The sequence below is a fragment of the Streptomyces sp. NPDC001843 genome (genome assembly GCF_042891955.1).
Lineage (GTDB): Bacteria > Actinomycetota > Actinomycetes > Streptomycetales > Streptomycetaceae > Streptomyces.
The window spans coordinates 23,781-37,244 of record NZ_JBIATQ010000014.1; the positions used below are offsets into that span (position 1 = coordinate 23,781).

Consider the following 13,464-nt stretch of genomic DNA (forward strand, 5'->3'; position numbering starts at 1 on the left):
TGCGGGAGTTGAGTGGAGCGTGGAAGAGACGATCGCGCGTACCGAAACCGTCCAGAATGCCGGTCAGATCCCGCAGCAACGCGGGGAATCGCTGCCGGAGACCGCCGTTCGCTATGTCGAGGAGCGCCACTGGGAAGTGGTCGCGGGCACCTGGCTGGAAGCCGTCGACGGGGTGCAGCGCTGCTCCTGCGGGGACGCCGCGTGCCCCGCGCCGGGGGCGCATCCGGCGCGGCCGGACTGGGCGGCGCAGGCGACCGGCAGCACGACCGTCGCCCGCCGGATGTGGCAGAAGCAGCCGACGGCGTCGATCCTGCTGCCGACCGGGCGGACGTTCGACACCCTGTCCGTCCCGGAGACCGCGGGCTTCCTGGCCCTCGCCCGGATGGAGCGGATGGAGCTGACCCTCGGGCCGGTGACCCTCGCCCCGGACCGGCGGATGCACTTCTTCGTGCTGCCGGGGGCCACCGTGAAGATCCCGGAGCTGGTGCGGGGGCTCGGCTGGTCACCGGGCTCACTGAACCTGGTGGCGTTCGGCGAAGGCGGCTACGTCGCCGCGCCTCCGACCCGCTTCGGCTCCCGGGGAGCGGTCCAGTGGGCGTGCCGGCCCACCGCGGCCAACCGGTGGCTGCCCGACGCGGAGGAACTGGTCTCCTCCCTCGCCTACGCCTGCGGACGGGACCGCTGATCCCGTTCCCCGTAGGGTTCTGGCATGGCCGAGGATGCAGATGCAGGTGCTGTTGCCGTCCGCACACGGGGACTGTGGAAGCGGTTCGGGCAGCAGGTCGCCGTGGGCGGGGTCGATCTGGACCTGCCCGCGGGCAAGTTCATCGGGCTGGTCGGGCCCAACGGAGCCGGGAAGACCACGACGCTGTCCATGGTGACCGGGCTGTTGCGGCCGGACGAGGGATCCGTCGAGATCGTGGGGCACGACGTGTGGCGGGACCCGGTGGCCGTCAAGGCCCGGATCGGCGTGCTGCCCGAGGGACTGCGGCTGTTCGAGCGGCTGTCTGGATCGGAACTGCTCGGCTACGCGGGCCGGTTGCGGGGACTGCCCGGCGCCGAGGTGGACCGGCGGGCGGACCAGCTGCTGGACGTACTCGACCTCGCCGGAGCCCGGCACAAACTCGTCGTCGACTACTCGACCGGCATGCGCAAGAAGATAGGCCTCGCGGCGGCCCTCCTCCACAACCCCGAAGTCCTCTTCCTCGACGAGCCGTTCGAGGGCGTGGACCCGGTGTCCGCGCAGACCATCCGCGGCGTCCTGGAGCGCTACACCGCCTCCGGAGCCACCGTCGTCTTCTCCTCCCACGTCATGGAGCTCGTCGAGTCGCTGTGCGACTGGGTCGCCGTCATGGCCGCGGGCCGCATCCGGGCGCACGGCCCGCTCGCCGAGGTGCGCGGCGAACACCCCACCCTGCAGCAGGCGTTCCTCGAACTGGTCGGCGCGCGGGGGCGGGACACCGGGTCCGGTCTGGACTGGCTGGGCGGCGCCCGATGACCGGCGTCACCTCCACCGTCGTACGGCTGAAACTGTCCCTGCTGCGCGGCGGGCTCCGGCAGTCCGGCGGCCGGCGGGCCGCGTTCGTCGCGTCGGCCGTGGTCGCCGTCCTGTTCGGTGCGCTGCAACTGCTCGGCCTGCTCGCACTGCGCGGCCACGCGCACGCCGACGCCGTGGCCGTCCTGGGCACCGCCGTACTGGCGCTGGGCTGGGCGGTCATGCCGCTGTTCTTCCCCAGCGGCGACGAGACCCTGGACCCGACCCGGCTGGTACTGCTCCCGCTGCGCCCGCGCCCGCTGGTACGGGCCCTGCTGGCCGCCTCGCTGGTCGGCATCGGGCCGCTGTTCACGCTGCTGGTGCTGGTGGGCTGCGCACTGTCGGTGGCCGACGGCCCGGCCGCCTACGGGGTCGCCGTCGTCGCCGTGGGCCTCGCGCTGCTGGTGTGCGTGGCCCTCGCGCGGGCCGTCGCCGCCGCCAACGTCCGTCTGCTGACCAGCCGCAGGGGCCGCGACCTGGCCGTGCTCAGCGGGCTGGTCATCGCGGTCGGCGCCCAACTGGTCAACTTCGGTGCCCAGCACCTGGGTTCGGCCGGGCTGGGGCGGCTCGCCCCGGTGGCCGACGTACTGCGCTGGCTGCCGCCGGCGTCGGCGGTGGGCGCGGTGCGGGCGGCCGGCGAGGGGGCGTACGGCAGGGCGGTCGTCCAACTGCTGCTGAGCGCCGGGGCACTGGTGCTGCTGCTCGCGGGCTGGGCCCGCAGTCTGACCCGGCTGATGGTCTCGCCCGACGGTTCCACCCTGCCGGCCGCCGACGCCCGGACCCGTCCGCAGCGGTCGGTCGGCGGGCTGCGGCGACTGCTGCCCGGCGGGCGTACCGGCGCCGTCATGGAACGCAGCCTGCGCTACGTCTGGCGCGACCCGAAGACCAAGGCCGCCTGGGTGACCTCGCTCGCCATCGGGTTGATCGTGCCGGTGTTCAACGCGGCGCAGGGCACCGGGTCGATCTACTTCGCGTGCTTCGCCGCCGGGATGCTCGGCATCCAGATGTACAACCAGTTCGGCCAGGACACCTCGGCGTTCTGGATGGTGGCGCTGACCATCTCCGCGCCCGGGGACGCCTACGTGGAACTGCGCGGGCGGGCCCTGGCGCTGCTGGCGATCACCCTGCCGTACGCCACCCTCGTCACCGTGCTGACCACGGCGGTCCTTGACGACTGGCCCCGGCTGCCCGAGGCGCTCGGCCTTTCCTTCGCACTGCTCGGGGCGATGCTGGCGACAGGTGCGTGGACCTCGGCCCGTTTCCCGTACTCCATCCCGCAGGAGGGCCACAAGAACGTGGCCCCCGGCCAGGCGGGCCTCGCCTGGATCGCGATCTTCGGCGGCATGGTCGGCGCGGCCCTGCTGTGCGCGCCGGTCATCGGCCTGACGATCTGGCTGAACGTCAGCGCGGACGGCGCCGCCTGGACCTGGCTGCTGCTCCCCCTGGGAGCGGTCTACGGCACGGGCATCACCTGGGCAGGCCTGCACCTGGCAGCACCACGAACAGCGGCCCGCCTACCGGAGATCCTGACGGCGGTGAGCAAGGGCTGACGGCACGTGTCGCGCCCGGAAGGGGCGCGGGGCTGCACCGATATGCGGCTCCGCCGCGCGGGCGCGAACAACCGTAGGCACCAGGCAGCCCCGGGCCACTGCACCCCCCTAGGGACGCGGGGCTGCACCGATATGCGGCTCCGCCGCGCGGACGCGAACAACCGTAGGCACCAGGCAGCCCCGGGCCACTGCACCCCCCTAGGGACGCGGGGCTGTATCGATATGCGGCTCCGCCGCGCGGGCGCGAACAACCGTAGGCACCAGGCAGCCCCGGGCCACTGCAAACCCCCTAGGGGCGCGGGGAACTGCGCGACGAGCCCCCACGCACCGGCACTCGCCATACGGCAGCACCCGGCAGACGAGAACGCGCACTCAAGCCCCGAGCACCGATTCAAGAAACGGCTCCACAGCCCCCCGCCAAGCCTCCGGCTGGTCATAGTGGACAAGATGCCCCGCGTCCGCCACCTCCGCGTACTCCCCACGAGGCAGCACACGGACCATCTCCTGGGCCTCCGCCCGCCCCAGCTCCCCGTCGAGGCCACGGACGACCAGCGCGGGGCACTCGACCAGGGCCAGCTCCTCCCAGTGCGCGTCGTACACCCAGGTCTCGCGGGACTTGAGCATCTGGTCGGGCTCGAAGACGGGGCGCCAGCCGTCCGGGGTCTCCTGCATGACCTCGGCGTAGAACGCGCCGCGGCGGGGGTTCGGGCGCTCCACCCAGGGATCGTCCTCGCCGAACCACTTGCGTACGTCGGCGAGCGTGGCGAAGGGGACGGGCCAGGACCGGAACCAGTCGGCCCACTCCCGTTGCGAGGCCGCGCCGAGCGCGGAGGCCCGCATGTCGCAGATGACCAGGCCGCGGACCAGGTCGGGGCGCTTGGCGGCGAGCTGCCAGGCGGTCAGCGCGCCCATGGCGTGGCCGATGACGACGGCGGGCGCGAGGCCGAGCTGTTCCAGGGCGGCCTCGGCGTCCTCGATGTACGCGTCCCGGGTGTAGGCGGCCTTCGGGGGCTTGTCGCTCTGGCCGTGGCCCCGCTGGTCCAGCGCGACGGCGTGGTACCGCTCGGAGAGCCGGCGGGCGGGGGACGCCCAGTGCGCGGCACGGCCCATCAGACCGTGCAGTAACAGCACGCCGGGCCGCGTCCGGCCGGAACCCGCGGCGGCCGGATCGCCCTTGGGAGGGTCCGCGTACTCCCAGGCGGCGAGTCGCACGCCACCCGCCCCCGTCACATCGATGCGCCGTGCCATGGGTCAGGCCCCCCTACCTCCGCTCGGACACCCGCACACTATCGAATAGCTATTCGAAAATTCCGGATCTGCGATCAACACCCCTCGTTCGAGTGACACCCCTCAAGGAATGATCGCCGCCGCCCAGGGGATCTCTACTGCGGGGGGCGGACCGCTCGGGGAAAACGGTCCGCGGGGAATGACCCTGAGAGCTCGGGGCTCCGGGTCAACACAGGGGAGGACAGGCCCCGGCGCCAGACGGCGCCGGGGCCTTCCACCTGTCCGCGGCCGGCGGATCAGGGCTTCGCCACGAACACGTGGGAGGCCACGTCCGCCTCCAGCTCGGCCGCCTCGCCCCCGCTGCCGACCAGCACACCCCCCGCCGCCTCCGTCACGCTCACCACCGAACCGGGCTGCACACCGGCCCGGCGCAGCGTGTACATCAGCTGCGCGTCCGTCTGGATGGGCTCACCGATCCGGCGGACCACGACCGTCTTGCCGTCCCCCGGGTCCAGGTCGGCCAGCGACACCATGCCCTCGTCCAGGAACGGATTCGCACCGTCCTTCTCACCCAGCTCCTCCAGGCCCGGGATCGGATTGCCGTACGGCGACTCGGTCGGGTGACGCAGCAGCTCCAGCACGCGACGCTCCACCGCCTCGCTCATCACGTGCTCCCAGCGACACGCCTCCGCGTGCACCTGCTCCCACTCCAGGCCGATCACGTCGACCAGCAGACACTCCGCCAGGCGGTGCTTGCGCATCACGCGCGTGGCCAGCCGACGGCCCTCGTCGGTGAGCTCCAGATGCCGGTCACTGGCCACCGACACCAGGCCGTCGCGCTCCATCCGCGCCACCGTCTGGCTCACCGTCGGGCCGCTCTGGTCGAGACGCTCGGCGATGCGGGCGCGCATGGGGACCACGCCTTCCTCCTCGAGCTCGAGGATGGTGCGGAGATACATCTCCGTGGTGTCGATCAGTCCGGACATACGTGCCCCTCGATTGCTTCTTCCGGAAAGCTCGCCGCTCCCCGGCGCGTGCGCTGGCCCTGACCTCAATTCTGACGCATACCACCGACAACCGTGCCGCGCCGCCGAAACCCGCACGGCGACGAACACCCACCCACGGGGCCCGCCCCAGGCCACCGCCACCGTATTGACAGCACACTGGTCCAGACCGCACGGTGATCCGCGACACGGACGCTGCGGACACAGACGCCTGCGAAGGGGCAACGCATGAGCGACGGCACGCCGGCCGACCAGTTCCTCGACGCCGCCATCGGCCTGCTGCGCAGAGTCAAGGCGGAGGAGTCGCACACCGTCACGGCCGCCGCGACACTCCTCGCCGACACCGTCGAGGCCGGCGGCCAGCTGTTCGCCTTCGGCGCCGGCCACTCCTCACTCGCCGCCCAGGACGTCGTCTACCGCGCGGGCGGCCTCGCCCTCATGAACCTGCTCGCGGTCCCCGGAGTCGTCGGCGTCGACGTCGTCCCCGCCACCCTCGGCTCCGCCCTCGAGCGCGTCGACGGCCTGGCCACCGCCGTCCTCGGCGCCTCACCGCTCCGCGCCGGCGACGCCCTCGTGATCATCTCGCTCTCCGGCCGCAACGCCCTCCCCGTCGAAATGGCGACCGGCGCCCGCGCCCTCGGCGCGAAGGTCATCGGCGTGACATCGGTCGCCTACGCCACCGAGACCACGTCCCGGCACTCCTCCGGCACCTTCCTCAAGGACCACTGCGACATCGTCCTCGACTCCAAGATCGCCGTCGGCGACGCCGAACTCACCCTCGACACCGTCCCCGCTCCCTTCGCCCCCGCCTCCACGGTCGTCACCGCCGCCCTCCTCCAGGCGGTCATGGCCACGGCGGCCGCCACCCTCGCCGACCGCGGCATCGAACCCCCGCTGCTGCGCTCCGGGAACGTGGACGGCGGCCACGACTGGAACCGCCGCGTCTTCGAGCAGTACCGCGACCGGATCTTCTACCAGCACTGAGCACGCCGAGCGGGGTTCAACCCTGCCCGGACGCCTCCCCGACCGCCCCCGCCAGATCCAGCGCCACCGCGATCCGCACGGCGACATCCTCGGCGTACGCCGCGTCGGACCGCTCGAACCGGCTCCGCCCACGCCCCCGCAGGAAGGTCACCACACCCAGCGTCCGCCCCCGGCTGCGCAGCACCGCGCACAAGGCATGCACGCTGTCGGCGGGCCACTGCCGCGCCAGAGCCCACTCCCGGGCCCGCTCGACCGGCACATCACCGGCGTCCGCACGCACGGCACCCACCCGCTCCACGCACTGCAGCGCGGGATGCCCCGGCTCGTACAGCACCGGCAGACCGGCCGCCCCCGTCACCAGACTCGGCCCGGGCGCCCCGGAGGGCGTCGCCGCGATCCGCACCAGCCGTACCGGCCCGGACGCCTCGGCCACCACCGGAACAGCACCCGCCACCCGGTCGATCAGAGCATGGTCGGCGAACCCGGCCAACGCGAAGTCCAGGTGGATCGTGGCCGCCTCCGCCGGATCCTCGCACTCCGCCGCCGCCCGCGCCGCCCGGTGCAGCTGATTGCTGCGGAAACGCAGCAGCGCCGCCTCCTGCTCACCCTGCTTCGCCTCGGTGACGTCCTGGAACATCCAGCTCACCCCGAGCGGCACCGGCTCCTCCGCCAGCGGCGAGGCCAGCCGCAGGAACCAGCTGCGCCAGCACCGCCGCCGCTCGCCCTCCGACGTGCGCACGCTCACCCACATCTCGGCGGGCGCGGGCGGCGCGCCCTCGGCCAGCACATGTGTGAGCGCGCCCTCCAGCTCCTCCACACCCTGGGACAGCAACTCCCCGAGCGGCCGTCCGAGCCCGGACGTACGCCCCACCCCCAACGCCCGCGCCGCGTGCGCGTTCACCACGGCAGGCCTGAGGTCGGCGTCGACGAGGACCACCCCCCACGAGGCGTCCTCGAACAGCGCCTCGCTCAAAGCGATGGACCGCTCCAGATCGATCTGCGCGTGCACCTCGCTGAAGGCGCAGTACACGCCCGCCGGCTTGCCGTCGGGCCCGCGCACGGCCGCGGACTGCGTCCGTACGAGAACCCGCCCGCCGTCCTTCGTCACCAGCGCGAACTCGTGCACCTGCCGACCGGGCGCGTGCATCGCGGACAGCAGCCGCCCCTCGACCTCCCCCGCGTCGGCGGTACGCACCGCCCAGCCCGCGAACCCCTTGCGCCCCACCGCCTCCGTCGCGGTCCAGCCCAGGATCCGCTCCGCCTCACGGTTCCAGTGCGTGACGACTCCGTCCGCGTCGAAGGCGCACAGAGCCGCGTCCATACCGTCGAGCAGGGCCGCGAGCAGATCGGCTCCGTCCCGCTCGGGCCCGTCGGGCCCCAGCTCATCGGTGGTTCCACTACGCCGGGAAGCACTCACCTGGACCCCCTGCAGGCTGTGTCCGCGGTTACGGCACGAAGGTTCGCTCACTCACCTTCATTCAACTCGAACGTGACGCAGCGCACACTCGGTTCCCACAAGATTGAGGGAATCGTTGTAGATCAGCCGCTACCAGTGAGAGTGCCCAGCCGGAGGTCGATCCACTCGTCGCTCTCCCCCTCCAGCACATACCGCTCGACCTCGGCGAAACCACACTTCCCGGCGAACCTCAGCCCGCTCTCATTGACCGCCAGCACACACGTCTCGACCGCCTCCGCCCCCAGCACGCGCGCGTGGGCGAGCCCGTCCTCGTACAGCGCCCTGCCGTACCCGCGCCCCCGGTACTCCGGCAGCACCCGCGCGATCACCGTGGCCACGCCGTCCTGCGGGGGCCGCACGGTGGAACACCCGACGAGCACGTCCCCCACGTACGCGTTCACCAGCCGATACCGCCGCAACCGCCCCCGCGCGTCCTCCGACGACATCGCCGCCGGCGGCACGACCACGTTGTGCACATGCCGCCACTGCTCCAGCGCCGTCTCGCTATCCACGGGCCGGATCTCCAACCCCGGTCGCGGCTCAGTCGTCTCACGTCGCTCCGTCATGCCTGGAACGCTAGATCATTTTTGATATCGCCATAGCAGCAAGATCGGGCCGTAGATTCGAGACTTTGAGCACCTTCGCACGAAAGAGCGAAAGGTCTCAATCCCGGCACGCGGCCATCACCTGATCACTAGCTTTACCTGCGTACACGCCGAAAGGAGGTCACTCGCTCCCACTCCGAGTGTCCAGCCCAAGTCATCACGATCCGCAAGATCAGGGAGGTGCCCCCGATGACTACGTTTCCTGCAGGCGAGCAGACCCACCAGGCTGTGCTTCCTCAGCAGCCTGCTCTGGAATCCGCGAGAGCAGACATCCCCGGGAGCAGGGACGAAACGGCTTACGGCCACCCCGCCACCGCGTGGGGCACCGGCAGGGAACATGGGCGAGGGGAGACCGACGGGAACAGCACCAAGGCCCGTCGGCGTCACGCCGAGAACGCTGTCACGGCAGCGGAGACGGCAGAGAACGAGAGCGGTGACGCTCTCACACGCGCGGCCAGAGTCTTCGTCCTCTCCAAGGACGGGCAGCCCCTCATGCCCTGCCATCCCGCACGGGCTCGGGAACTGCTCCGCAGGGGGCGAGCGGTGGTCGCCCGGCAGGCGCCCTTCACCATCCGTCTGAAGGACCGCACGCTGGCCGAATCACAAGTCGACGGCGTGCAACTGCGCATCGACCCCGGTTCCAAAGGCACCGGCCTCGTCCTCACCGACGAGAAGAAGGAAACCAACGCGCAAGGAGCCGTCGTCACCGTCAGACGAGGGCTGATCTCCGTCGAGCTCCAGCACCGCAGCGACCAGATCCGACTGTCCATGCGACAGCGCGCCGGCTACCGCCACAGGCGGCGCTCCGCCAACTGCCGTTACCGAGCACCCCGACCGAACAACCGAACCCGCCCAGCCGGATGGCTACCGCCGTCGTTGCGCCACCGCGTCGACACCACTTACTCCCAGGCAGCCCGCCTCTCCCGCTACGCACCCGTCACCGAGATCCACGTGGAACGCGTCGCCTTCGACACCCACGCCATGAGCGCAGACAGGCCCCTCACCGGCGCCGAGTACCAGCAAGGCACCCTCGCCGGAACCGAAGTCCGCGCATACCTGCGCGCCAAGTGGAACAGTGCGTGCGCCTACTGCGACGCCACCGGCGTCCCCCTGAACATCGACCACCTCAGACCCCGCAGCCGAGGAGGCTCAGACCGCGTCTCCAACCTCGTCCTCGCCTGCGTCCCTTGCAACCGGGCCAAGAACAACACTCCCGTCGAGGTCTTCCTCGCCCACCGACCCGACCGCCTCGCGTTGATCCTTCGGCAGGTCAAGACGCCGCTCCGTGACGCGGCAGCCATGAACGCGACCCGATGGCAGCTCACTGAGGCGCTGACTGACCTCGGCAAACCCGTACACGCCTGGTCGGGCGGGCGCACGAAGTGGAACCGCGTTGCCATGGGATTCGACAAGACGCACACCCTCGATGCTCTCTGCGTGGGACCTTTGGATCACGAGACCGGCGACGCGATCGTCCGGTTCCCCGAGCAAGTACTCGTCGTCAAGGCCACGGGGCGCGGCTCGTACGCCCGCACGGCCCCGGACCGGTTCGGCTTCCCCCGTCTTCGGCGGCCCCGCGCCAAGCAGCACTTCGGGTACGCCACCGGAGATCTCGTACGGGCGACCGTGCCGTCCGGCAAGTGGGCGGGAACGTGGACCGGCCGCATCTCCGTCCGGGCCAGAGGACAGCACAGCCTGTCCACCTCGGCAGGCCGGTTCAACGTCTCCCACTGGAATCTGCGGCTGCTGCAGAGGGGCGACGGATACGGATACAGCTCCCGCCCGGAAGCGACGGCAGCGACATCCGGGAAAATGGGTTGATCGGTGCCCGGCCGCTTCCTAAGGTGTGGAGCACCGAGGAGAGGAGGTGGTTCGGAGCATGTATGCACACCGGACGTCGGAGGTGGCTGCGGGCTAGCGGCCCGTCGCCCACTCAGTGCGGTGCCGGTCCAGCGTGGCCATGTCCATGCAGCCGGCCAATCCAACGCAGTCACCCGACCCGCGAGTCCGCCGGTACGTCCGGCCGGCTCCCCCGCCGCGAGGTGGAGGGACCTGGACTCGCGGGTCGTCTGCGTAAGGCGCAGGTTGATCTTCCCTTCGCGGCTAGCATCGGCACCTTCGCCGACTGCTGGAGTTTGCCGCTATGTCACTGCCGCGCCTTGGAGTCGTCATCGTGACGATGGGCACTCGCCCGCGCGAGTTGGACGCTCTGCTCGCGTCGGTGGAGAAGCAGGATGTGCCCGCGGCGCGCGTGGTGCTGATCGGCAATGCCACGCCCCTCGCCGACGTCGATGTGGCGGCGAACGTGACCAAGGTCCCGCTTGAGGAGAACCTGGGCTGCCCGGGTGGTCGCAACGTCGGTCTGGAGATGTTGCGGGAGTCGGGCGAGGTCGATGTCGTCATCGAGCTGGACGACGACGGCCTGCTCATCACCGCCGACGTCTTCCGCACGGTCCGGCAGTTGTTCGCGGCGGATCCCCGGCTGGGCATCATCGGCTTCCGGGTCGCTGACGAACATGGCCACACGGAGCGGCGCTGGGTGCCCCGGCTGCGGGCTGACGACCCGATGCGCCGTGGGCTGGTGACCGCTTTCCTCGGTGGCGGCCATGCCTTCTCCGTGCGCATGCTCAACGAGACCGGTCTCTGGGCTGCTGAGTTCTTCTTCGGGCACGAGGAGTCCGATCTGGCCTGGCGTGCGCTCGATGCGGGTTGGAAGATCCTTTACGAGCCCGAGCTCGTACTCCAGCATCCGAAGACATCCCCTGCCCGGCATGCGGTCTATTACCGTTTCACCGCCCGGAACCGTGTCTGGCTGGCCCGCCGCCGACTGCCGGTGCCGTTGATTCCCGTCTATCTCGGTGTGTGGATCCTCCTCGCAATGGTGCGAGTGCGGTCCCTGACGGGTCTGAAAGCGTGGTGGGGCGGATTCATCGAGGGCGCTCGGACTCCGTGCGGGCCGCGCAAACCGATGAAGTGGCGCACGGTATGGCGCATGACCCGGTTGGGTCGCCCGCCGATCCTATGAAGGCACCGCCAGGCCTCAGCCCCTCGGTGGTAGATCGCGAACTCCGCGTCCGGGCGGCCAGCGGGGCCGCCGGGACGCGGAGACGGGCCTGGCGGCAGCGCCCGGCTTCGGCTTGGTGCTCCTGTTTCTACTGGCGCGCGATGTCCGTGTAGCCCTCGACCTCCCGGGGGCTGCGGGAGCCGGGGCCCACGTAACGGGCGGAGGGGCGGACGAGGCGGCCCGTGCGCTTCTGTTCCAGGATGTGCGCCGACCAGCCCGCCGTGCGGGCGCAGGTGAACATCGAGGTGAACATGTGCGCCGGGACCTCGGCGAAGTCCAGGATGATCGCCGCCCAGAACTCCACGTTCGTGGCGAGGACGCGGTCCGGACGCCGGTTGTGGAGCTCCTCCAGGGCCGCCTTCTCCAGCGCTTCGGCGATCTCGTAGCGAGGGGCGCCCAGCTCGCGGGCGGTACGGCGCAGGACACGCGCGCGGGGGTCCTCGGCCCGGTACACGCGGTGTCCGAAGCCCATCAGGCGCTCGCCCCGGTCGAGGGCGTGCCGGACGTAGGCTTCCGCGTCCCCGGTCCGCTCGATCTCCTCGATCATGTGGAGCACGCGGGAGGGGGCGCCGCCGTGCAGCGGGCCGGACATGGCGCCGACGGCGCCGGAGAGGGCGGCGGCCACGTCGGCGCCGGTGGAGGCGATGACGCGGGCGGTGAAGGTGGAGGCGTTCATGCCGTGCTCGGCGGCGGAGGTCCAGTAGGCGTCGACGGCGGCGACGTGCTTGGGGTCGGGTTCGCCGCGCCAGCGGATCATGAACCGTTCGACGACGGACCGCGCCTTGTCGATCTCCCGCTGCGGCACCATCGGCAGGCCCTGGCCGCGTGCGGACTGGGCGACGTACGACAGGGCCATCACGGCGGCGCGGGCGAGGTCCTCGCGGGCCTGCTCGGCGTCGATGTCCAAGAGCGGCTTCAGACCCCAGACCGGGGCCAGCATGGCGAGTGCGGACTGCACGTCGACGCGGATGTCCCCGGAGTGGACGGGGATCGGGAAGGGTTCGGCGGGCGGCAGACCGGGGTTGAAGGCGCCGTCGACGAGCAGCCCCCAGACGTTCCCGAACGAGACGTGGCCGACCAGGTCCTCGATGTCGACGCCCCGGTACCGCAGGGCGCCGCCCTCCTTGTCCGGTTCGGCGATCTCCGTTTCGAACGCGACGACTCCTTCGAGCCCGGGTACGAAGTCGGACATCAGGCGGCTCCTAGCGAGGTGTGAGTGAGGTGGGCGGCGCACGAGCCGCGAAGGTCCTCGGTCCCATCGGCACGATATCCCTGAGTGCCACCTTTGGGGAGACCGTACGGCACTGAGTGCCACACAACACGGTAGGTGGATACGGCAAGATGACCGCGTGACCGACCGTGACGTGACCGACCGTGACACCTTCCGCGACCCCGCCGACATGCGCAAGCAGTACCGCACGGAGGGCCTGGACGAGCACGAGCTGGCGCCGCATCCGATGGACCAGTTCACCCACTGGTTCGAGGACGCCGCACAGGCGACGCTCCAGGGCACGCTGCACGAGCCGAACGCGATGGTCGTCTCGACCGCGGACGCCGCCGGCCGTCCCAGCTCACGCACGGTCCTGATGAAGCAGTACGACGCCGACGGCTTCGTCTTCTTCACCAACTACGACTCCCGCAAGGCCCGCGATCTCGCGGAGAACCCGCACGTGTCGCTGCTCTTCCCCTGGCATCCGATCGCCCGCCAGGTCATCGTCACGGGCACCGCCCGGCGCACGGGCAGCGACGAGACGGCCCGCTACTTCCGCACCCGCCCGCACGGCTCCCAGCTCGGTGCCTGGGCCAGCGCCCAGTCCTCGGTGATCGCCTCCCGCGCCGAGCTGGACGCCTCGTACGCCGAGCTCAGTGACCGCTATCCGGAGGGCGAGCAGGTGCCCGTTCCGTCGAACTGGGGCGGCTTCCGGGTCGCTCCGTGGTCGGTGGAGTTCTGGCAGGGGCGGGCGAACCGCCTGCACGACCGGCTGCGGTACGTGGCGGAGCCGGGCGGTGGCTGGCGGGTGGAGCGGCTCAGTCCGTGAG

The 13,464-nt window shown here is 71.2% G+C and carries 12 protein-coding genes; 7 read left to right on the forward strand and 5 right to left on the reverse strand.

The features are described 5' to 3' along the window. The first annotated feature begins 19 nt into the window (after positions 1-19). Genes ACFYZQ_RS30690 through ACFYZQ_RS30700 form a run of 3 tightly spaced genes read left to right on the forward strand, consistent with a single transcriptional unit; the run spans position 20 to position 3,084 of the window. Positions 20-685: a bifunctional DNA primase/polymerase gene (locus tag ACFYZQ_RS30690; protein ID WP_389154679.1), complete on the forward strand. Its 666-nt coding sequence runs from the start codon at positions 20-22 to the stop codon at positions 683-685. A 24-nt stretch (positions 686-709) separates the two neighbouring features. Next, the gene (locus ACFYZQ_RS30695; protein WP_389154682.1) at positions 710-1,498 is read left to right on the forward strand and encodes an ABC transporter ATP-binding protein; all 789 of its coding nucleotides are present in this window, start codon (positions 710-712) and stop codon (positions 1,496-1,498) included. Then, entirely contained in the window at positions 1,495-3,084 is a 1,590-nt protein-coding gene (locus ACFYZQ_RS30700) for a transporter (RefSeq protein WP_389154685.1), read from the forward strand. The genes ACFYZQ_RS30695 and ACFYZQ_RS30700 overlap by 4 nt, the downstream gene beginning before the upstream one ends. A gap of 372 nt (positions 3,085-3,456) precedes the next feature. Here ACFYZQ_RS30700 and ACFYZQ_RS30705 read toward each other — a convergent pair whose 3' ends face one another. Beyond that, complete coding sequence (locus tag ACFYZQ_RS30705; RefSeq protein WP_389154688.1) at positions 3,457-4,332, reverse strand: alpha/beta fold hydrolase; 876 nt, start codon at positions 4,330-4,332, stop codon at positions 3,457-3,459. A gap of 275 nt (positions 4,333-4,607) precedes the next feature. Further along, positions 4,608-5,297, reverse strand: coding sequence for a metal-dependent transcriptional regulator (locus tag ACFYZQ_RS30710; protein ID WP_388804067.1), 690 nt, complete (start codon positions 5,295-5,297; stop codon positions 4,608-4,610). A 246-nt stretch (positions 5,298-5,543) separates the two neighbouring features. Here ACFYZQ_RS30710 and ACFYZQ_RS30715 point away from each other — a divergent pair, with 246 nt between their 5' ends. After that, positions 5,544-6,299 (forward strand): SIS domain-containing protein, encoded by a 756-nt coding sequence (locus ACFYZQ_RS30715; protein ID WP_389154691.1) that lies wholly within the window; start codon positions 5,544-5,546, stop codon positions 6,297-6,299. A gap of 16 nt (positions 6,300-6,315) precedes the next feature. On the opposite strand, the gene ACFYZQ_RS30720 is transcribed toward ACFYZQ_RS30715, so the two are convergent. Next, positions 6,316-7,716, reverse strand: a complete 1,401-nt coding sequence (locus tag ACFYZQ_RS30720; protein WP_389154694.1) for a PAS domain-containing protein — start codon at positions 7,714-7,716, stop codon at positions 6,316-6,318. Positions 7,717-7,838: 122 nt separating this feature from the next. Next, positions 7,839-8,321, reverse strand: a complete 483-nt coding sequence (locus ACFYZQ_RS30725) for a GNAT family N-acetyltransferase (RefSeq protein WP_389154697.1) — start codon at positions 8,319-8,321, stop codon at positions 7,839-7,841. Between the two features lie 228 nt (positions 8,322-8,549). Here ACFYZQ_RS30725 and iscB point away from each other — a divergent pair, with 228 nt between their 5' ends. Both iscB and ACFYZQ_RS30735 read left to right on the forward strand, forming a co-directional pair. Next, the gene (iscB, locus tag ACFYZQ_RS30730; protein ID WP_389154700.1) at positions 8,550-10,181 is read left to right on the forward strand and encodes an RNA-guided endonuclease IscB; all 1,632 of its coding nucleotides are present in this window, start codon (positions 8,550-8,552) and stop codon (positions 10,179-10,181) included. 322 nt (positions 10,182-10,503) lie between these two features. Beyond that, positions 10,504-11,385, forward strand: coding sequence for a glycosyltransferase family 2 protein (locus tag ACFYZQ_RS30735; protein ID WP_389154703.1), 882 nt, complete (start codon positions 10,504-10,506; stop codon positions 11,383-11,385). 127 nt (positions 11,386-11,512) lie between these two features. On the opposite strand, the gene ACFYZQ_RS30740 is transcribed toward ACFYZQ_RS30735, so the two are convergent. Further along, complete coding sequence (locus tag ACFYZQ_RS30740) at positions 11,513-12,616, reverse strand: citrate synthase 2 (protein ID WP_389154706.1); 1,104 nt, start codon at positions 12,614-12,616, stop codon at positions 11,513-11,515. Positions 12,617-12,824: 208 nt separating this feature from the next. On the opposite strand from ACFYZQ_RS30740, the gene pdxH reads away from it, so the two are divergent. Continuing rightward, positions 12,825-13,463, forward strand: coding sequence for a pyridoxamine 5'-phosphate oxidase (gene pdxH, locus ACFYZQ_RS30745; RefSeq protein ID WP_389155233.1), 639 nt, complete (start codon positions 12,825-12,827; stop codon positions 13,461-13,463). The last annotated feature ends 1 nt before the right edge of the window (position 13,464 follow it).

Excerpts from the sequence above, each read along its gene's own strand:
- ACFYZQ_RS30695 (WP_389154682.1), top strand. The coding sequence starts at position 710 with ATGGCCGAGGATGCAGATGCAGGTGCTGTTGCCGTCCGCACACGGGGA.
- ACFYZQ_RS30735 (WP_389154703.1), top strand. The coding sequence starts at position 10,504 with ATGTCACTGCCGCGCCTTGGAGTCGTCATCGTGACGATGGGCACTCGC.
- pdxH (WP_389155233.1), top strand. The coding sequence starts at position 12,825 with ATGCGCAAGCAGTACCGCACGGAGGGCCTGGACGAGCACGAGCTGGCG.
- ACFYZQ_RS30715 (WP_389154691.1), top strand. The coding sequence starts at position 5,544 with ATGAGCGACGGCACGCCGGCCGACCAGTTCCTCGACGCCGCCATCGGC.
- ACFYZQ_RS30700 (WP_389154685.1), top strand. The coding sequence starts at position 1,495 with ATGACCGGCGTCACCTCCACCGTCGTACGGCTGAAACTGTCCCTGCTG.
- ACFYZQ_RS30725 (WP_389154697.1), bottom strand. The coding sequence starts at position 8,321 with ATGACGGAGCGACGTGAGACGACTGAGCCGCGACCGGGGTTGGAGATC.
- ACFYZQ_RS30705 (WP_389154688.1), bottom strand. The coding sequence starts at position 4,332 with ATGGCACGGCGCATCGATGTGACGGGGGCGGGTGGCGTGCGACTCGCC.
- ACFYZQ_RS30740 (WP_389154706.1), bottom strand. The coding sequence starts at position 12,616 with ATGTCCGACTTCGTACCCGGGCTCGAAGGAGTCGTCGCGTTCGAAACG.
- ACFYZQ_RS30710 (WP_388804067.1), bottom strand. The coding sequence starts at position 5,297 with ATGTCCGGACTGATCGACACCACGGAGATGTATCTCCGCACCATCCTC.
- iscB (WP_389154700.1), top strand. The coding sequence starts at position 8,550 with ATGACTACGTTTCCTGCAGGCGAGCAGACCCACCAGGCTGTGCTTCCT.